At 50.3% G+C, this 18,013-nt stretch carries 20 protein-coding genes; 11 read left to right on the forward strand and 9 right to left on the reverse strand.

The window, feature by feature from the left end; all coding sequences use genetic code 11:
- Window positions 1–66: 66 nt before the first annotated feature.
- Window positions 67–1,185 (reverse strand): anhydro-N-acetylmuramic acid kinase, encoded by a 1,119-nt coding sequence (gene anmK / locus D6C13_RS06235; protein ID WP_120131954.1) that lies wholly within the window; start codon window positions 1,183–1,185, stop codon window positions 67–69.
- Between the two features lie 395 nt (window positions 1,186–1,580).
- Here anmK and D6C13_RS06240 point away from each other — a divergent pair, with 395 nt between their 5' ends.
- A complete protein-coding gene (locus D6C13_RS06240) occupies window positions 1,581–2,051 on the forward strand; it encodes an outer membrane lipoprotein (protein WP_120131955.1) in 471 nt (156 codons plus the stop codon).
- Between the two features lie 116 nt (window positions 2,052–2,167).
- Here the strand turns inward: D6C13_RS06240 and slyA are convergent, their stop codons facing one another.
- Window positions 2,168–2,602, reverse strand: a complete 435-nt coding sequence (gene slyA, locus D6C13_RS06245) for a transcriptional regulator SlyA (protein WP_101077051.1) — start codon at window positions 2,600–2,602, stop codon at window positions 2,168–2,170.
- A gap of 194 nt (window positions 2,603–2,796) precedes the next feature.
- Between slyA and D6C13_RS06250 the strand changes: the two genes are divergently transcribed.
- The 3 genes from D6C13_RS06250 to D6C13_RS06260 are packed head-to-tail and all read left to right on the forward strand — an operon-like array spanning window position 2,797 to window position 5,941.
- Window positions 2,797–3,021, forward strand: coding sequence for a DUF1656 domain-containing protein (locus tag D6C13_RS06250; protein ID WP_120132070.1), 225 nt, complete (start codon window positions 2,797–2,799; stop codon window positions 3,019–3,021).
- Window position 3,022: 1 nt separating this feature from the next.
- Window positions 3,023–3,880 (forward strand): efflux RND transporter periplasmic adaptor subunit, encoded by an 858-nt coding sequence (locus tag D6C13_RS06255; RefSeq protein WP_120131956.1) that lies wholly within the window; start codon window positions 3,023–3,025, stop codon window positions 3,878–3,880.
- Window positions 3,881–3,889: 9 nt separating this feature from the next.
- Window positions 3,890–5,941, forward strand: coding sequence for an FUSC family protein (locus tag D6C13_RS06260; RefSeq protein WP_120131957.1), 2,052 nt, complete (start codon window positions 3,890–3,892; stop codon window positions 5,939–5,941).
- A gap of 51 nt (window positions 5,942–5,992) precedes the next feature.
- On the opposite strand, the gene D6C13_RS06265 is transcribed toward D6C13_RS06260, so the two are convergent.
- Window positions 5,993–6,889, reverse strand: coding sequence for an aldo/keto reductase (locus tag D6C13_RS06265; protein ID WP_120131958.1), 897 nt, complete (start codon window positions 6,887–6,889; stop codon window positions 5,993–5,995).
- Between the two features lie 129 nt (window positions 6,890–7,018).
- Window positions 7,019–7,258 carry a DUF1289 domain-containing protein gene (locus D6C13_RS06270; RefSeq protein WP_120131959.1) on the reverse strand — a complete coding sequence of 80 codons (240 nt, stop codon included), beginning with the start codon at window positions 7,256–7,258 and terminating at the stop codon, window positions 7,019–7,021.
- A gap of 193 nt (window positions 7,259–7,451) precedes the next feature.
- Here D6C13_RS06270 and nemA point away from each other — a divergent pair, with 193 nt between their 5' ends.
- The 3 genes from nemA (at window position 7,452) to rnt (ending at window position 9,927) form a co-directional block, all read left to right on the forward strand.
- Window positions 7,452–8,549, forward strand: coding sequence for an alkene reductase (nemA, locus tag D6C13_RS06275; protein WP_120131960.1), 1,098 nt, complete (start codon window positions 7,452–7,454; stop codon window positions 8,547–8,549).
- 162 nt (window positions 8,550–8,711) lie between these two features.
- Window positions 8,712–9,119: a lactoylglutathione lyase gene (gene gloA, locus D6C13_RS06280; protein ID WP_112287933.1), complete on the forward strand. Its 408-nt coding sequence runs from the start codon at window positions 8,712–8,714 to the stop codon at window positions 9,117–9,119.
- A 91-nt stretch (window positions 9,120–9,210) separates the two neighbouring features.
- A complete protein-coding gene (rnt, locus tag D6C13_RS06285; protein ID WP_120131961.1) occupies window positions 9,211–9,927 on the forward strand; it encodes a ribonuclease T in 717 nt (238 codons plus the stop codon).
- Window positions 9,928–10,038: 111 nt separating this feature from the next.
- On the opposite strand, the gene D6C13_RS06290 is transcribed toward rnt, so the two are convergent.
- Both D6C13_RS06290 and D6C13_RS26070 read right to left on the reverse strand, forming a co-directional pair.
- Entirely contained in the window at window positions 10,039–10,380 is a 342-nt protein-coding gene (locus D6C13_RS06290) for a Grx4 family monothiol glutaredoxin (protein ID WP_120131962.1), read from the reverse strand.
- Window positions 10,361–10,489 carry a hypothetical protein gene (locus D6C13_RS26070; RefSeq protein ID WP_279630050.1) on the reverse strand — a complete coding sequence of 43 codons (129 nt, stop codon included), beginning with the start codon at window positions 10,487–10,489 and terminating at the stop codon, window positions 10,361–10,363. Before D6C13_RS26070 ends, D6C13_RS06290 begins: the two co-directional genes overlap by 20 nt.
- Window positions 10,490–10,843: 354 nt before the next feature.
- On the opposite strand from D6C13_RS26070, the gene D6C13_RS06295 reads away from it, so the two are divergent.
- Entirely contained in the window at window positions 10,844–11,749 is a 906-nt protein-coding gene (locus D6C13_RS06295) for a C40 family peptidase (protein WP_120132071.1), read from the forward strand.
- A gap of 164 nt (window positions 11,750–11,913) precedes the next feature.
- On the opposite strand, the gene cydH is transcribed toward D6C13_RS06295, so the two are convergent.
- Complete coding sequence (gene cydH, locus D6C13_RS26175; protein WP_112287936.1) at window positions 11,914–12,075, reverse strand: cytochrome bd-I oxidase subunit CydH; 162 nt, start codon at window positions 12,073–12,075, stop codon at window positions 11,914–11,916.
- 262 nt (window positions 12,076–12,337) lie between these two features.
- Here cydH and purR point away from each other — a divergent pair, with 262 nt between their 5' ends.
- Entirely contained in the window at window positions 12,338–13,363 is a 1,026-nt protein-coding gene (gene purR / locus D6C13_RS06305; protein WP_120131963.1) for an HTH-type transcriptional repressor PurR, read from the forward strand.
- Window positions 13,364–13,402: 39 nt separating this feature from the next.
- On the opposite strand, the gene punR is transcribed toward purR, so the two are convergent.
- Complete coding sequence (punR, locus tag D6C13_RS06310) at window positions 13,403–14,308, reverse strand: DNA-binding transcriptional activator PunR (RefSeq protein ID WP_120131964.1); 906 nt, start codon at window positions 14,306–14,308, stop codon at window positions 13,403–13,405.
- 136 nt (window positions 14,309–14,444) lie between these two features.
- Between punR and punC the strand changes: the two genes are divergently transcribed.
- Both punC and cfa read left to right on the forward strand, forming a co-directional pair.
- The gene (gene punC / locus D6C13_RS06315) at window positions 14,445–15,638 is read left to right on the forward strand and encodes a purine nucleoside transporter PunC (RefSeq protein ID WP_120131965.1); all 1,194 of its coding nucleotides are present in this window, start codon (window positions 14,445–14,447) and stop codon (window positions 15,636–15,638) included.
- A gap of 377 nt (window positions 15,639–16,015) precedes the next feature.
- A complete protein-coding gene (gene cfa / locus D6C13_RS06320; RefSeq protein WP_120131966.1) occupies window positions 16,016–17,167 on the forward strand; it encodes a cyclopropane fatty acyl phospholipid synthase in 1,152 nt (383 codons plus the stop codon).
- A 92-nt stretch (window positions 17,168–17,259) separates the two neighbouring features.
- Here the strand turns inward: cfa and D6C13_RS06325 are convergent, their stop codons facing one another.
- On the reverse strand, window positions 17,260–17,913 hold the full coding sequence (locus D6C13_RS06325) for a riboflavin synthase subunit alpha (protein ID WP_120131967.1): 654 nt from the start codon (window positions 17,911–17,913) through the stop codon (window positions 17,260–17,262).
- Window positions 17,914–18,013 lie beyond the last annotated feature (100 nt).

Genomic DNA, 18,013 nt, shown 5'->3' on the forward strand with positions numbered 1-18,013 from the left:
TTCTCGGTTTATCTGTTATGTACCATGCCGTTTAGCACAACACATTGAGATAAAACCGAGAACGCTTCAGGCGCGGGTTGAAACCACCGGATAAATCGCTCCGAGCAGGGTTTCGCGACTGGCTCCGGTCACGGAAGGCAAGTTGCCCGACTGACCGGATAACGTTCTGAATGCCAGCCAGGCAAACGCCAGCGCTTCCATATCATCACCACTGATCCCACAGGCATCGGTAGTACACACTTCAGTACCCGGCAGCATCGCAGACAACCGCGTCATCAGCAGCGGATTTCGCGCCCCGCCGCCACAAACCATCAGACGGTCACAGCCCCCAGCAAGCTGAACCTGCTCGGCGATACTGACTGCCGTGAGCTCAGCCAGCGTGGCCTGCACAGCAGCAGGAGAAACTTCCGGTGAACGCGCCAGCTGCTTTTCCAGCCACGCCATATTGAAATATTCGCGCCCGGTGCTTTTAGGCGCAGGCTCAGCAAAGTACGCATCGGACAACATTTGTTGCAGCAGACGTAAGTTTACCCTTCCCTCGTTGGCCCATTCCGCGCCTTTGTCGTAAGGCTGCGCTTTATGACGCCAGATCCACGCATCCATCAGCATATTGCCCGGACCGGTATCGTAACCACGCACCGGTTGTCCCGGCAGCAGCATTGAAAGATTCGCGATCCCGCCAATATTAAGGATCATTCTGCGTTCAGCCGGATCAGACAACAGCGCCTGATGGAAAGCCGGCACCAGCGGCGCACCCTGCCCGCCCCACGCCATATCGCGACGGCGAAAATCCCCGACGGTAGTAATGCCGGTCATGGCCGCAATGCGATTGTTATCACCCAGCTGCATTGAAAACGTGGTTTCGCCTTTAGGCTGATGCCAGACCGTTTGTCCGTGGCAGCCAATCGCGGTGACTTCTTCCGGCGAAATATCGGCGCTTTTCAGCAGCCCTAAAATAGCTTCAGCGAATAAAATCCCCAGTTGCGTGTCAAGCCTGCCGACTTCTTCCAGCGTCACCTGTTGTCCCTGGCACATGCCGAGAATGGCATTTTTTAATGCAATAGGAATGGGATGCGAGTAGCTGGCCTGTTGCGCGACCATGCGCTCGTCGATTGCAGCCAGCACGACATCCACGCCATCGAGACTGGTGCCGGACATCACGCCGATATAACGACCTGACTTCATAGATAACATCCTCAATTCCCAAAAAACATCCGACAAAGTAATAACGACAGAGTAATCGCTATAGGAAGCATAACGCCATGAGTTACTCAGTTTTTATTACACCTTGTGATGACTTCGTGTTTTTCGTGATGCGAATTTTAATTTTTGAAAGAAGACTGGCGATTAATCAGGCAAGAACAACATTTAAGATGTACTTATTTGATCACACCCGCCGCTGTCGAAAACTTAAACCAGCGTTTATTATTAGTTGAGCGCGCTTCCTGTATACTAGGAGAAAGTGAAGTCAATATGGTATACGACCACCCTCGACACTGATGTTGAACTGTGTACTGTTTTTTTCTCTGTTGTTGTGGCTGGTCTGAAAGCTGTACAGCAGCATTATAAAGGAGCTATTTATGATTAAGCGTTTAGTTGTCGTCGCACTCGCCGGCATTTCACTTGCTGGCTGCGTCAGCGATAACTCACTGTCAGGCGACGTTTACTCCTCGTCTCAGGCAAAACAAATTCAACAAGTGACTTACGGGACTATCGTTTCTACACGTGCGGTACAGATCCAGGGCGGAGATGATTCAAACATCGTCGGTGCTTTGGGCGGTGCGGTACTGGGTGGTTTCCTGGGTAATACGGTCGGTGGCGGGACAGGTCGTAGCCTGGCAACGGCTGCGGGCGCTGTTGCCGGTGGCGTCGCGGGTCAGGGCGTGCAAAGTTCTCTTAACCGCTCTCAGGGCGTAGAACTGCAAATCCGTCGTGATGACGGCACCACAATTCAGGTCGTTCAGAAAGTCGGCGCGACCAAATTCAGCGTAGGTCAGCGTGTGAGTATGGCGAGCAGCGGCAGCACTATCACCGTTTCTCCGGGTGCCTGATCTCTTCTGAGAACCGGCTACTGAGCGCAAATAAAAAACCGAAGCCACTGGCTTCGGTTTTTTTATGGGTAGAGCAAATACGACGCTGTGTGACGAAATGAGCTAACAATCGGTTCTTATGATTTGCTTTGCAGTGAAGCAATATTTTTTTCCAGCCGGGATAACATCCCACCGAGTTGTTCGATTTCTACAGAAGACATGCCAGACAAAATTTCTTTGCGTGTGGAATCAATGACCGATTCCATTTCATTGATGATTGGCGCGGCTTCTTCAGTCAGCTTGATACGCTTAGCACGGCGATCGCTCGCACAAGTCTGACGGGTAATCAGCTTCTTTTCTTCCAGTTGGTCCAGTGTACGAACCAGAGACGGTTGCTCGATTCCGATGGCTTTCGCCAGCTGGATCTGCGACTGCTCCGGAGGCAACATGTTGATATTGTGCAGTGTTACCCAGTGTGTTTGCGTGAGTTCCAACGGCTTTAACCGATCGTCAATCAACGCACGCCAGGCACGAACTAATCGTGCTAAATCTGACCCCAGATTCGATTCCAATTATCCCCTCCTTATAATTAGCATGCTAAGATAACTCCCCAGAGTTTAGCTTAGTTTTTGAAACTTTAATCGAGAAATTACAATTCAATATATAATGATAGGTACTATTGCATCCGGGAGCGCTGTTAACGCTTTCAGATTTAAACTTGTTTATAACACAATCACCGTCAGAGATTAATATTGTGACTGCGCAAATGTTTCACTCAGGCTTCCCGCTACCCGATCTGGTCCTGGGAGCCTCACTATATTTCCCCCCGATGTTTAAAGCTTTTTTACTGGGGCTGGTTTTCTGGCTTCTGATACATCAGGTCCTGCGTGATTGGATTTATTCCGGTGAAGTCTGGCACCCGACCCTGATGGATTTATCTCTTTTTGTGATCTCTATTTGTGCCGCGCTGATGCTCATGGTGAACCTCTGAAATGAAATTTAAGACTCTGAAATATTTTTCTACCGTGTTGATATTCGCTGTCGCAATATGCGCAGGCTGGTGGATGTGGAACTATTATATGCAGTCGCCGTGGACACGCGATGGCAAAATTCGCGCCGAAATAGTGAGTATTACGCCGGAAGTTTCCGGTCGCGTCATCGACATTAATGTTCACGATAATCAGTTCGTTAAAAGCGGTGATCCGCTTTTTAGTCTTGATCCCGTGCCTTTTAAAATTGCAGTCGATAATGCCGAAGCGGCAGTCGCTAAGGCGGCAGCAGATCTGGCGAAGGCCAATCATGAAGCCCAGCGTCGGCGAGGTCTTGGCACCAATGTGATTTCAGCTGAATCTCTGGACGAATCAAATATCAGCGCTAAAGCCATGCAGGCTGCCTATCAGGCCTCACAAGCGTCACTTGAACAAGCGAAGTGGGATCTGAGCAAAACTAATATCGTTGCCCCGACGGATGGTTATATTACCAATCTGCAAACCCGCAAAGGGAACTATGCCTCTACCGGCACGCCATTGGTCGGTCTGGTGGATATCCACTCTTTCTATGTGCTGGGATATTTTGAAGAGACGAAACTCAAAAATATTCGCGAAGGAAATATGGCGGATATCACCCTCTTTAACGGCAATATTCCGTTGCAGGGCCGGGTAGAAAGTATTGGTCGTGCGATTTATGATCAGAGCCTGGACGCGCCCGAAGATTTGCTGATGAACGTCAAACCGAATGTCCCGTGGGTGCGGCTGGCGCAAAGAATACCCGTGCGCATTAAGCTTGAAAACGTACCGGAACACGTCATTTTAGTGGCCGGAACAACCTGCTCGATTTCTGTCCGCAACTAAGGCGGCGCCGTGAATCTTTCCTGGCTTGAATGGAAAAACACTCCGTGGGGAAAAGCCACGTGGGCACAATGGCGTTATGCGCTGCGCAATTCGCTGGCGATGATACTTGCGCTGTATATCGCCTTTGAGTTCCAGATGGATGAACCCTACTGGGCGCTGACCTCCGCGGCGGTGGTCAGTTTCCCTACCGTCGGTGGCGTAATCAGTAAGAGTATTGGCCGAATTATTGGCAGCCTTCTGGGGGCCATGGGCGCAGTTTTTATTGCCGGATACTGCCTGAATGAGCCCTGGTTATTCACATTGGCTATCGCTGCCTGGTTGGGGCTTTGCACCTATGTGTCCAATCATTATCAAAACAACGTTTCTTATGCCTTCGCACTGGCCGGTTATACCGCCGCCATCATTGCGTTTTCCACCGTCAACGTCACCGACACAACACAAATTTTTGATATCGCCCAGGCGCGTGTCGGTGAAGTCATCACCGGTATCCTGTGCGGCGGCTTTATGATGATGGTGCTGCCCAGCACTTCCGACGGCGACGCCCTGCTCACTTCGCTGCGTAAAATGCATACCCAGTTACTGGAACATGCCCAGCTGCTTTGGCGTACCGAAATCTCCGACCAGATCCGCACTTCTCATGAGGGTCTGATCGGGCAAATCCTTACCATGAATCTGTTGCGCATTCAGGCCGTCTGGAGTCATTACCGCCTGCGCCGTCAGAACAACGTGCTCAATTATCTGCTTCATCAGCAGTTGCGCATGACCAGTTATATTTCCAGCCTGCGTCGTATGTTGCTTAACTGGCCAAATCCGCCGGAAAACCTGACGGAAGTGATGGGCGTTTTGCTCGATGAATTGCGCAAGCCCGATACCAACAAATACAAACTGTCGAAAATTCTCCAGCACATTAAACCTCACGACACGTCCGACTTTCGTCATCAGGCATTCTGGCAGCGGTTGCGTGATTTCTGCTGGCTGTATCTGCGCAGTGAACGCTGGCTGCGCCGGGTGGAAAACGCCAATGTGGCCGAGGCTGAAACACTCCAGCCGCCCAAAATCAGCCAACTGGCGCAACATACTGACACCCTCGAGGCAGCGTATAACGGGCTACGGACATTTTTATGTATTGTGATTGGCTGTGCATTCTGGATGTCCACGCAGTGGGATTCGGGCGCCGGTGCTGTGGCGCTGACAGCCGTCAGTTGTGTACTCTACTCTTCCACCGCATCTCCCATCAGCAGCGTTAAGTTGCTGATTAAATGTCTGGGATTGTTGTTTATCGGCTGCTTCCTGCTGAAATTCGGACTGATGATACAAATCGACAATTTCTGGGTGTTTTGCGCCTTTTTCCTGCCCATGTTAGTCACGATGCAGATGATGAAGCTGCAATACAAACGCTACGCTGGTTTGTGGGCGCAAATGATTGTGTTCATGGGGTCTTTTCTGTCGGTGACCAATCCGCCAGATTACGACTATGGCGCATTTATGAATGACGGCGTGGCCAAAATTGCCGGAGTGATGCTGGCGGGGATCGCTTTTCAGGTCTTAAGGCCGAGTTCTGATAAACGCAAAAGTCGTCGTATTATCCGCGCCCTTCGCCGTGATTTTATGGATCAGCTGAGCCGCAAGCCTTCCCTGAGCCATTTCCAGTTTGAATCGCTGATTTACCACCGGATGAATCAGCTCAGTCAGAGTAAAGATCAGCTTTCCCGCACCTGGCTGTTGCGCTGGGGTGTGGTGCTGCTCAATTGCAGCCATATAGTCTGGCAGTTACGTGAATGGGAAACGCGTTCGGATCCGCTTTCTGCGGTGCGTGACGTGTGTATTCACTGTCTGAAAGGAGTTATGACGGAGCGCGGCGTCAGCCACGATAATCTGGATGCCACGCTGATTGAGTTACTGCGGATGAGCAATTCGCTGGCTCATCACCCTGAACCGGCTGCGCGCGAACTGGCGGGGGTTATCTGGCGTCTGTACTGCTCGCTGTCGCAGTTACAGCAAGCCATTTCAACCGATGATGGCCCGGCACAGCCGGTGGTCAGTACCATCAAACCTGCCTGACGCTTAACACTTCAGGCTGCGAATGTTGACCGCAGCCTGAAGCCCGAGCGATTAAGGAACGTCGTAGCCCAGCGCGGCTTTGCGAATGCGGAACCACTGCTGACGGGTCATTTCCAGTGACAATGATTTCCAGGCTGATTTCACGCGTTCAATTTTGCCCGAACCGATAATCGGCAATGGCTGAGATGGCAGACGCATCACCCAGGCGTAAACCACCTGTTCAATCGTATCGGCACCCATTTCGTTTGCCACCGTCTGAAGTTCGTCGCGCAGCGGCTGGAATTCATCATCACTGAACAGACGACCACCACCCAGACAGGACCACGCCATCGGCCTGATGCGCAATTGCTGGCAGAGATCCAGCGTGCCATCAAGAATGGCTGGCTGATGAATCGGGGAAATTTCCACCTGATTCGTCGCCAGCTGGAATGGCAGGCGTGACTGCAACAGGCTGAACTGAGCCGGGGTGAAATTGGAAACGCCAAAGTGTTTTACTTTGCCGCTTTTGTGCAACTGTGTGAATGCCTCAGCCACTTCGTCGGCATCCATCAGCGGATCCGGGCGATGGATCAGCAGCAAATCCAGATAATCGGTATGCAAATTACTTAACGATTTCTCGGCACGTTCCACAATATACTTTGTGTCTGTAATGTAGTGACCGATTTTGTTATCAGGATTGGCACGCGTCGCAATGCCACATTTACTGACCAGCTGCATTTTTTCGCGCAAGGATGGCTTGAGTCGCAGCGCCTCACCGAACGCGGCTTCGCACTGATAATCGCCATAAATATCAGCATGATCAGCTGTGGTAATGCCCAGCTCAATATGCTGTTCCATGAAGGCCAGGACCTGTTGCGGCGTCATGTTCCATTCCATCAGACGCCAGTAACCGCAAATCAGTTTTGAGAATACCGGGCCTTGAGGAGAAATCGGGGTACGCGCTTCCATTATGAATCCCTTAAATTTTTGATTTTCGATCGACAGAATACACAACGCCTGCGGCGCTGTATTGATGCGGAACGTAAGAATTGCAAAGAAGCAGACAACCGTCACCACACTGACAGCTGGTGTGAAAAATCAGAACAGTTCCGGTTGTTCCGGCAAAGGTTCGTCGGGCTGTTTTCCGGCCCGAATCTGGCGTAAAAGCCGCTGCTGGCACAAACGGATCACGTGACGTTTTTCCGCGTCCGTCATTTTCATCCAGCCGAAACGTTCCTCACGGCTGCGCAGGCAACCACGACAATAGCCGCGCTCATCGGCCTGACAAATGCCACGGCACGGACTGGGAATTTCGAAGAACTCAAGTTGCTGAGCCACATGCCCTCCGCAAATAACGGTGAACTTTTATTCAAGACGTTTTCTTCCCATCCTGCAAGAAGATCTGCAAAAAGGCACCGTGCGCGTAGTCAGACAGACGCCAGATGCGATAGAAAGAGGCATTGCGAAACGATCGTGAAGCGGGAATTATGTTCCTAAATGCCATACCGATCAGTCCATTAAATCCGGAGTTATTGAAATGACCAAGCTTTTTACCCCCATTGTTGTCGGCCAGAATACGCTGCCTAACCGTGTCTTTATGGCGCCACTGACCCGCCTGCGCAGCATCGAACCGGGTGACATCCCTACCCCGCTGATGGGCGAATATTACGCTCAGCGCCACAGTTCCGGCCTGATCATTACTGAAGCCACTCAGGTTTCCTTCCAGGCGAAAGGCTATGCCGGTGCGCCGGGACTGCACACACCAGAACAGGTCGCTGCGTGGAAAAAAATCGTCGCTGGCGTGCATCAGAAAAATGGCCATATTGCGGTTCAGCTGTGGCACACAGGCCGTATTTCTCACAACAGCGTGCAGCCGGATAACCAGACACCGGTCTCATCTTCAGCCGTCAATCCTAATACCCGCACCAGCCTGCGCGATGAGCAAGGCAACGCCATTCGTGTTGATTCCCCGACTCCGCGTGCGCTGGAACTGAGCGAAATTCCGGGGATCATTAATGATTTCCGCCACGCCGCTGAGTGTTCTGCCGAAGCCGGTTTTGATTACATTGAGCTGCACGCGGCGCACGGTTATCTGCTGCACCAGTTCATGTCTCCGGCATCTAACCTGCGTGAAGACGAATACGGCGGCAGCATTGAAAACCGTACCCGCCTGACGCTGGAAGTGGTTGATGCGGCCATCGGGGTAATCGGCGCAGACCGCGTGGGTATCCGTATTTCGCCAATGGGTCCGTTTAACGGGCTGGACAACGGTGAAGATCAGGAACAGGCCGCCATCTATCTGCTGGATGAGCTGAACAAACGTAAACTCGCTTATCTGCATATTTCTGAACCGGACTGGGCCGGCGGCAAGCCTTATTCGACTGAATTCCGTGCGGTGATCCGCGCCCATTATCAGGGCGTGATTGTCGGTGCCGGTGCTTATACCGCTGAAAAAGGCGAAGAGCTTATCGAAAAAGGTTACATCGACGCCGTGGCTTTCGGTCGCAGCTATATCGCAAACCCGGACCTGGTTGAACGGTTGAAATCCCGCGCTCCGCTTAATGATCCAAAACCAGAAACCTTCTACGGCGGCGGTGCTCAGGGTTACACCGATTACCCGACGCTGTAATGATTAAAAAAGAGTGATCCCATCCTTGCAGCAGAAGATGCCCTCCTTCTGCTGCTTTTTTTGGTCAGGCCTTCAGTCACTGAGCGTCGTTTTACAGACAAAATGGTCACTATCAGTTAGGCTTGAACCGATAATTCTCATCCTGCAAATAAAGAGGAACCTATGCGTTTACTCCATACCATGCTTCGTGTTGGCGATCTGCAACGCGCGATCAGCTTCTATACCGATGTATTAGGCATGCGCCTGCTGCGCACCAGCGAAAATACTGAATACAAATATTCTCTGGCATTCGTGGGTTACACCGATGAAAGCGAAGGCGCAGTCATTGAACTGACCTACAACTGGGGCGTCGACAGCTACGACATCGGCACCGCTTACGGGCATATCGCTTTAGGCGTTGATAACGTCGCACAAACTTGCGATGACATCCGCAATGCGGGCGGAAAAGTAACCCGTGAAGCCGGTCCGGTCAAAGGCGGCTCCACCATCATCGCGTTTGTTGAAGATCCGGACGGCTACAAAATTGAGCTGATCGAATCCAAACATGCAGGCCAGGGTCTGGGCAACTGATCCTACGGATTGCTGAAAGGGGCGCAACTGCGCCCTTTTTTATTGCCCATTTTTTGCCGCAGCCCTGCAACGGGCGGCAAAATTTGTCATAATGCGCGCTGAATTCGATGAAGATAAGAAACTAATGGCCGAGAATAGTGACATTAACGCCCTGAGAGGCCGTTTTCGTGGTTTTTATCCGGTAGTAATTGATGTTGAAACTGCCGGATTTAATGCCCAAACCGATGCGCTGCTGGAAATTGCGGCAATCACACTGAAGATGGATGAGGACGGCTGGCTGCAAAGCGATGAGACCGTGCATTTCCACGTAGAACCTTTTGAAGGCTCGGTACTGGTGCCGGAAGCGCTGGCGTTTAACGGTATCGACCCGACCAACCCGCTGCGCGGCGCGGTCAGTGAATATGACGCTCTGCACGAAATTTTTAAAGTCATCCGCAAAGGGATGAAAGAGCAAAACTGCAACCGCGCGATCATCGTGGCGCACAATGCCAATTTCGATCACAGCTTCCTGATGGCAGCAGCCGAGCGCGCCGGGCTGAAACGTAATCCGTTCCACCCTTTCGCCACATTTGATACTGCGGCGTTAAGCGGGCTGGTGCTCGGGCAAACCGTGCTGGCGAAAGCCTGCATCAGCGCAGGCATGGTGTTTGACAGCAGTCAGGCTCACTCTGCGCTGTATGATACCGAACGTACCGCTGAGCTGTTTTGTGAGCTGGTGAATCGCTGGAAGCGCCTTGGCGGCTGGCCGTTGCCACTGACCGCAGAAGAAACCGAAGACCAGGCGGCACAGCAGGAAAATCAGCAGTAAGTCCGTAATGTCTGCAATTCTGGACTGACTCAATTCAGTCATAAAAAAAGAGCGACGCAATGTCGCTCTTTTTGTCTCTGCCATCCTCAAAGGACAGCGAACTTCTGCAAATTACTCTTCAGAGGTTTTATATTTCTCAGCAGTTTCTTTGATCAGCTGCTGCAGTTCGCCACGCTGGAACATCTCAACGACGATGTCACAACCGCCAACCAGTTCACCATCAACCCACAGTTGAGGGAAAGTTGGCCAGTTAGCATATTTTGGCATTTCAGCACGGATATCCGGGTTCTGCAAAATATCAACGTAAGCAAAGCGTTCGCCACAGGCGGAAAGCGCCTGAACAGCCTGAGCGGAAAAACCGCAGCTTGGCAGCTTTGGAGAACCTTTCATGTAAAGCAGGATCGGATTTTCAGAAACTTGCTTCTGAATTTTTTCAATAGTTGGAGTGGTCATTTCTTGCTTCCTCAAGCCGGTACAGGCTGTCACGGTCATTACTCATCACGCGCGGCACCCAAAAACGGTGCGCAAACACAATACTTTCTATTGTAACGACGCCAGCCATCAGATAAAAACGCCATTTTTTGTGGGGTCTTTCTCAATACTGGCATTTTATTAAACAATTTTCGGCGACTGCGCTGAGCATCACATATTTAAAGATCCATCGAGAATAACATTTTTGCCGTTCGACGATAATGACAGATTTGCAAAATCGCCTTCTTTATCTCAAATATTAACCTGATGAAAAATGGTTATTTTTTTGACTGAAAATGGCGGTTATTTCAACATAAAAAAAGCTATTAACTTTTTCTCACAATATGATCTAGAATCGAGTCAATTCGTGCTTTTTTGTCAGGTTCTTTTAGGCAATACTCTGACATCCCTGATGTTTAACTCAACCACTCATGGTAACGAAGCTATGCGCGTACTGTTCACGCTTTTTGTGCTGCTCTTTACCCAGATGATGCTCAATATGGCTCATGCGTCGCCACAGACACGCGTTTCTGCCGATCAGCGAAAGAGTCATGCGACTCCCGTGACGCCGGAAGAACGGCGAAAGCGAAAAACAGTGGCGGCGAAAACCAGTAAGAAATCAAAAGTCGCGCCGGTGACAGAGAAAAAGACTCAGGAAAAAATAGCTAAATCGAAGAAAGTCAGCAGCACCGAACTGGTTAAGCAAAAGACGACTTCAGAAAAAAACCTTAAAACGACCCGGACCGAAGGTAAAAAAGAAAAAACACTCAGGACAACACGGGCCGGGAAAAAGACAGAGAAAGAAACGAAATCACGAACGCTTGCCAAAAACAGCACTGAAAAGGTCAGCAAAAAAGAAGCATATGGCCGGCACCGCAAAGGCAAGAAGTTACGCGAAGAAGACACCAAACCGATTACGCTGAGTGCGACACATAAAAAACGCTATCAGCATGCACAACAAACGGCGATGACGAAACTGATGCACCAGGTCGGTAAACCTTATCGCTGGGGAGGAACCTCTCCGAATACCGGTTTTGATTGCAGTGGTCTGGTCTATTACGCTTACAAAGATTTGATCCGCATTAAAATGCCGCGTACGGCAAATGAAATGTACCATCTGCGCGATGCGGCTCCGGTCAAACGCGGCGAACTTGAAAGCGGTGACCTGGTGTTCTTCAGGATCAATAACCGCGGCGCTGCGGACCACGTGGGTGTTTATGTCGGCAACGGCAAATTCATTCAGTCACCAAGAACCGGTGAAGACATCAAAATCACCTCACTGGGTGACGATTACTGGCAAGATCACTATGTTGGCGCACGTCGGGTGATGACCCCGAAAACAATCCGATAATAAACAATTCGTTAAGTCTGAAGTTTCGCTAATCAGCCATTGAATAGCATTTAACGAAGAGTTTCTGCAGGGAAGAGTATCGGCGGTAACGGGCACTGCGTAAAATTGAAAAGGGCGATTCCTGTGAGAGGTATCGCCCTTTTTTGTTGCGTCTCACTGCTGAATTAGTTCATCACTGCCGTGAAGCTGAAAGCGATAATCATGAGCAAAGCGCATACCGTGGTGATCAACGATAATTTCAGGTTGCTGTCCATCAAACCCCCTTTCGGATCAAGTTGTGGCGTTTCTTTTAGCCACACTAAATGTGTGCCAACGCATTTTCGCATAATTCACATTTAAAATCTTCTGCTGAATGACAATGTGAACATGACAATTTTACTTCCACTTTCATGCATTATAAGAGAAAATTGTCGGTTAACACGCCTGTGTGCCGGTCGATTTCACCCGAGAGCATTTCACGCCTCATTCTGAAGAATCCACCCAACGATTTCACTGCCCTTTTCTGAGTCAGCAGTTAAATCCACGCAGGCAAACGATTAACATAATGCTAACGTGCTGAAGCACGGAAGTTCAGGAGTCATTCTTTACATGGCAACGATTAAAGATGTCGCAAAGCGCGCTGGCGTTTCCACTACAACCGTGTCGCACGTCATCAATAAAACACGTTTCGTCGCCGAAGAAACCAAGGATGCGGTGCTCCTTGCCATTAAAGAGCTACATTATTCGCCGAGCGCCGTAGCCCGCAGCCTTAAGGTGAATAACACCAAGACGATTGGCCTGCTGGCAACGTCCAGTGAAGCGCCCTATTTTGCCGAGGTGATTGAAGCCGTTGAGAACAGCTGTTTCTCTAAAGGCTATACGCTTATTTTGTGTAACTCGCACAATAATCTGGAAAAACAACAGGCCTATCTGCAAATGCTGGCGCAAAAACGCGTCGACGGTCTGCTGGTGATGTGCGCGGAATATCCTGACGAGTTGCTCAATATGCTCGAAGAGTACCGCTCGATCCCGATGGTCGTGATGGACTGGGGCGAAGCACGTAAAAACTTCACCGACAGCATTATCGATAACGCATTCGAAGGCGGTTACATGGCCGGGCGCTATCTGATTGAACGCGGGCATCGTGATATTGGCGTGATCCCGGGACAGCTGGCGCGTAACACTGGCGGTGGTCGTTTCCAGGGGTTCGTCAAAGCACTGACCGAAGCCAATATCCCGCTTCGCGATGAATGGGTTGTTCAGGGTGATTTCGAACCGGAGTCAGGTTATCAGGCGATGCACAAGATTCTGATGCAGAAACAACGCCCTACCGCCGTTTTCTGCGGTGGTGATGTCATGGCGATGGGCGCTATCTGCGCTGCTGATGAGCTCGGATTGCGTGTTCCTCAGGATATTTCAGTGATCGGTTATGACAACGTGCGTAATGCGCGGTATTTCTCTCCGGCCCTGACGACCGTGCATCAGCCGAAAGAAAGGTTAGGTGAGATGGCCTTTACCATGCTGCTCGACCGCATCATCAGTAAACGCGAAGAATCACAAACCATCGAGGTGCATCCGAAACTGGTTGAGCGTCGTTCGGTGGCCGATGGCCCGTACCGTGATTACCGTCGTTAATGCTGTTTTAACGCCTGCCTTTGCAGGCGTTTTTATTTCTTAATCCCGCAGCCATTCTTTGTTCATCGTTTCTGTATCGCCCATATATTCCAGCAACCAGGCCAGTGACGGCGAAGGATTACTCTGATCCCACGTCAGACAACACGGACTGTCAGGGAACGTATTTTCCAGCGCCAGGACCTGTAATTTTTGCTGTTCAATCTGCTGACTGACGCGATGAGCGGGCATCATCCCTACGCATAAACCTTCACTCAGACATTCCAGCGCGCAGGTCCAGTCCGGCACAACCAGACGCCGCTGGTTATCCAGAGTCCAGGTATCACGCTTGGGCAACGTTCGTGAAGTATCTTCCAGGCACAGCGCGGGATATGGCCTGAGCTGTTCATCGCTCAGCGCGCCCGATAACTGCGCCAGAGGATGCTGCGGGCTGACGACGCAGTGCCAGTCCATAAACCCCATGTCGCGAAAGCTGAAGCGACCGCCAGCGGGGATCGCCCGGGTCGCGCCGATTGCCACATCAGCACGCCCGTCGACCAGCGCATCCCACACACCGTTAAACACCTCAGAGTGAATGATCAGTTCGGTATCAGGGAAATGGCGATAGAAATCCAGCACCAGTCGCCGGGTTCTTGCCGGTTTGACGATTCTGTCGACAGCAATCCGCAACTCGCCCCGCCAGCCGTTGGCAACCTGCTGACACTGGCGGCGTGTAGCTATCATTTTTTTTGTCAGAACGCGCGCTTCATCCACGAAAACTTTGCCCGCTGGCGTTAAAACAACGTCACGGTGGCGGCGCTCAAATAGCGGCACCGCCAGCCATTGTTCCAGCTGACGAACGGTATAGCTGATGGCAGAAGGCACACGATGTAAATCCTGTGCCGCTGCGCTGAAACTGCCCGTTCTCGCCACAGCATCGACGACTTCCAGTGCGTATTCTGACCACATAATTTAGCCTTCAATATTTTTGATAGCAGAGTGCAAATATTAGCGTTTCACAACGCTGTTATCAAAGCGTTAAAATCCGTCTCCGAACTGATTTCTGCCTCAAATCACCTGCAACAAATAAATTAACGAGATAATAATGAAACCCTCCTTTGGATTTATGCTCTATCTGGCTGGCCTGAGCATGCTCGGCTTTTTAGCCACAGATATGTACCTTCCTGCGTTTAGCGCAATGCAAACCAGCCTGATGACCAGTCCGGGAATGATCAGCGCCAGCCTGAGTATTTTTCTCGGCGGATTCGCTATAGGACAATTGCTCTGGGGACCGCTGTCGGATCGGATTGGCCGTAAACCGGTTTTATTACTCGGCCTGATGTTGTTTGCCGTGGGCTGTCTGGGTGTGATTTGGGTCGACAACGTACGCGCCCTTCTCGCTCTGCGTTTCTTACAGGCAATGGGCGTCTGTGCTGCGGCAGTGACCTGGCAGGCTATCGTGGTGGATCGTTTTTCAGCCGATGTCGCTAAAAAAACTTTCGCCAGCATTATGCCGCTGGTGGCACTTTCACCGGCGCTGGCCCCTTTGCTGGGCGCATGGGTGCTCAATCATTTTGACTGGGAAGCCATCTTTGCCCTGCTCACTGCGGTAGCCGCCCTGTTGCTTATCGCCACTTTCACGCTGCGGGAAAACAAGCCTGCAGAACACAAATCTGCGGATAAAGTGGGTTTTGGCACTTTGCTGAAATCACGCGTTTACAGCGGTAATGTCATGATTTACGCCGCCTGCTCCGCCGGTTTCTTTGCGTGGCTGACGGGCTCGCCGTTTATTTTGAGCGATATGGGCTATTCGCCGGGCATGATTGGTCTGAGCTATGTTCCGCAGACCATCGCTTTCCTGCTGGGTGGTTTTGGCTGCCGGTTGCTTATCAGCAAATTAGACGGCAATAAAATTTTGCCCTGGCTGCTGACGGGGTATGGTCTGAGTGTTGCGGGGCTATTTTGTGTCGCCATGTTCACTGATGCCGGGTTAGTGAGCCTGTTGATCCCGTTCTGCTTCATGGCGCTGGTGAATGGCGCAATCTATCCCATTGTTGTCGCAAACGCATTAATGCCATTTCCTGCTAATACAGGCAAAGCCGCTGCGTTGCAAAATACCCTGCAACTGGGATTATGCTTCCTCGCCAGTCTTTTAGTTTCCGCATTTATTGTGCAACCATTAATAGCGACAGTCACCACCATGCTGTCTACACTATTGTTGGTAGTTTTGGGCCGGTGGATGTCTGTACGGCACGAAAATCCGCAATATACTGAGCAAAAGTCAGAGCAGGAAGCCTGAGTCAGTCTCGAAAATTAATCGTTATAATGACCATAAGTAACAATCACTTAACGGACATTTTCATTCATGACGATTAACTATTGAGAATGCCTGCCGGCGAGCCTATACTCTACAAAACCTTACAAAGTAGCATTTATACAAAACTTTTATTACATACTTAAGCCGGACGCGCGGAATGCGTCACACTATTTTCTCTAGTACGTTCTTCAGGGATGATTTTCCTGCGTGTCTTTGGCCGCAGGCGTTCTTCTAAATTTCCTCTGTTGTTGTCGGATATCGGACGAGGCGCTAGTCGTCTGTTCTCATAAAGACCTGCAATATAGCCTTTGCTTTTCCCGGCAGGTTAATAAGTCAGAAGAGAAAGTGATGGAGAAGCTATGAGTTCATCGTGTATAGAAGACCTAAGCATTCAGGACAATCAGTGGTATCGGATAGTCAGCGAATTACTGGCTACAGCGGACATCCAGATTAACGGTAATCGCCCTTTTGACCTTAAAGTAAAAAACACTGACTTCTTTAAACGTGTTTTACAGGAAGGTTCTTTGGGTCTGGGTGAAAGCTATATGGATGGTTGGTGGGAATGCGACCGCCTTGATATTTTTTTCCAGCGTGTTCTCCGTGCAGGCCTGGAAAATAAACTCCCCCACCATTTTAAAGACACTCTGCGCATCGCAGCGGCGCGTCTTACCAATCTGCAATCCCGTAAACGTGCATGGATTGTAGGAAAAGAACACTACGATCTGGGTAATGACTTATTTACTCTGATGCTCGACCCCTACATGCAATATTCCTGTGGCTACTGGAAAGAAGCGACAACACTTGAAGAAGCTCAGGAAGCCAAACTCAAAATGATCTGCGATAAGCTGCAATTAAAACCCGGCCAGCGGTTGCTGGATATCGGTTGTGGCTGGGGCGGATTATCAGAATTTGCAGCACGCCATTATGGTGTCAGCGTGGTGGGCGTTACGATTTCGGCAGAACAACAGAAACTGGCTCAGAAACGCTGTGAAGGGCTGGATGTCACTATTCTGTTGCAGGATTATCGTGATCTCAACGATCAGTTCGACCGCGTGGTTTCTGTCGGTATGTTTGAACATGTGGGTCCGAAAAATTACCAGACCTACTTTAATGTCGCCAAACGCAATATCAAACCCGACGGCATTTTCCTGCTACATACCATAGGCTCTAACAAAACAGATCTTAGCGTAGACCCGTGGATCGACAAATATATCTTCCCGAATGGGTGCCTGCCTTCAATTCAACAAATTGCTCACACCAGCGAATCATTATTTGTGATGGAAGACTGGCATAATATCGGCGCGGATTATGATCGTACCCTGATGGCGTGGAATGAACGTTTCCAGAAATACTGGCCTGAACTGGCAGAAAAATATGGCGATCGTTTCCACCGCATGTTCACTTATTATCTCAATGCTTGTGCAGGGGCATTCAGGGCACGTGACATTCAGCTCTGGCAAGTGGTATTCAGTCCTGAAGGCGTTGACGGCGGAATGCGCGTTCCACGTTAATCATCCCTGTGAGCGACTGAACGACATAAAAAAACCGGACTATCATGTCCGGTTTTTGTTTTTCAGAGGCTTAAAAGCTGACGGTAAAACCTTTATTCAGACTTTTCGATCATTGCCTGCGCGGTCGCAATAGCGGCTTCTCGGCTGGCTAAAACACGTTCAACGGTATCAACTATCGCCTGAGTCTGCGGATCAATTTCGATATTGATTTTGTCGCCCAGACGTTTAGTCCCCAGCGTAGTACGTTGCAACGTTTCCGGAATCAGATGCACGCAGAAACGGGTACGGGTGACTTCGCCGATGGTCAGACTAATACCATCAATGCCGATATAACCTTTATGTAATACATATTTCATCAGATCTTCATGTGGCATACGGAACCAGATCTGACGGTTATTTTCTGACGTTAAAATCTTCGCCACTTCCGCGGTACAAATAATATGCCCCGACATCAGGTGACCGCCAATTTCGTCATTAAAACGCGCGGCGCGTTCCAGATTCACCTGATCACCGACATTCAGCTCGCCCAGATTTGTCAGACGAAGCGTCTCTTTCATCAGGTCGAAACTGACCAAATCACCCTTCACTTCGGTCACAGTCAGACAGCAGCCGTTATGTGAAACAGAAGCACCCAGCTGCAGATTGTCGAGCATATCCTCCGGCAAGCGGACAACATGGGTTCTGAAATTAGGTTTTTCATCGATCGATACGACCGTTCCGGTTCCCTGAACAATTCCGGTAAACATAGCCCTTTCCTCAATTCATAAGTCTGTTGTATTAAAAGCGACACTGTTGTCAGTTTGCCGCAGATTTCAGGGAAAGCCAAATCCTCACGGGCAGAAATAG

Source organism: Rahnella woolbedingensis (assembly GCF_003602095.1).
GTDB lineage: Bacteria > Pseudomonadota > Gammaproteobacteria > Enterobacterales > Enterobacteriaceae > Rahnella > Rahnella woolbedingensis.

Coding starts and splice junctions, on each gene's coding strand:
- anmK (WP_120131954.1), bottom strand. CDS start 1,185: ATGAAGTCAGGTCGTTATATCGGCGTGATGTCCGGCACCAGTCTCGAT.
- D6C13_RS06240 (WP_120131955.1), top strand. CDS start 1,581: ATGATTAAGCGTTTAGTTGTCGTCGCACTCGCCGGCATTTCACTTGCT.
- D6C13_RS06250 (WP_120132070.1), top strand. CDS start 2,797: ATGTTTCACTCAGGCTTCCCGCTACCCGATCTGGTCCTGGGAGCCTCA.
- D6C13_RS06255 (WP_120131956.1), top strand. CDS start 3,023: ATGAAATTTAAGACTCTGAAATATTTTTCTACCGTGTTGATATTCGCT.
- D6C13_RS06265 (WP_120131958.1), bottom strand. CDS start 6,889: ATGGAAGCGCGTACCCCGATTTCTCCTCAAGGCCCGGTATTCTCAAAA.
- gloA (WP_112287933.1), top strand. CDS start 8,712: ATGCGTTTACTCCATACCATGCTTCGTGTTGGCGATCTGCAACGCGCG.
- rnt (WP_120131961.1), top strand. CDS start 9,211: ATGCGCGCTGAATTCGATGAAGATAAGAAACTAATGGCCGAGAATAGT.
- D6C13_RS06290 (WP_120131962.1), bottom strand. CDS start 10,380: ATGACCACTCCAACTATTGAAAAAATTCAGAAGCAAGTTTCTGAAAAT.
- D6C13_RS26070 (WP_279630050.1), bottom strand. CDS start 10,489: ATGGCTGGCGTCGTTACAATAGAAAGTATTGTGTTTGCGCACCGTTTT.
- D6C13_RS06295 (WP_120132071.1), top strand. CDS start 10,844: ATGCGCGTACTGTTCACGCTTTTTGTGCTGCTCTTTACCCAGATGATG.
- cydH (WP_112287936.1), bottom strand. CDS start 12,075: ATGCGAAAATGCGTTGGCACACATTTAGTGTGGCTAAAAGAAACGCCA.
- purR (WP_120131963.1), top strand. CDS start 12,338: ATGGCAACGATTAAAGATGTCGCAAAGCGCGCTGGCGTTTCCACTACA.
- punR (WP_120131964.1), bottom strand. CDS start 14,308: ATGTGGTCAGAATACGCACTGGAAGTCGTCGATGCTGTGGCGAGAACG.
- punC (WP_120131965.1), top strand. CDS start 14,445: ATGAAACCCTCCTTTGGATTTATGCTCTATCTGGCTGGCCTGAGCATG.
- cfa (WP_120131966.1), top strand. CDS start 16,016: ATGAGTTCATCGTGTATAGAAGACCTAAGCATTCAGGACAATCAGTGG.
- D6C13_RS06325 (WP_120131967.1), bottom strand. CDS start 17,913: ATGTTTACCGGAATTGTTCAGGGAACCGGAACGGTCGTATCGATCGAT.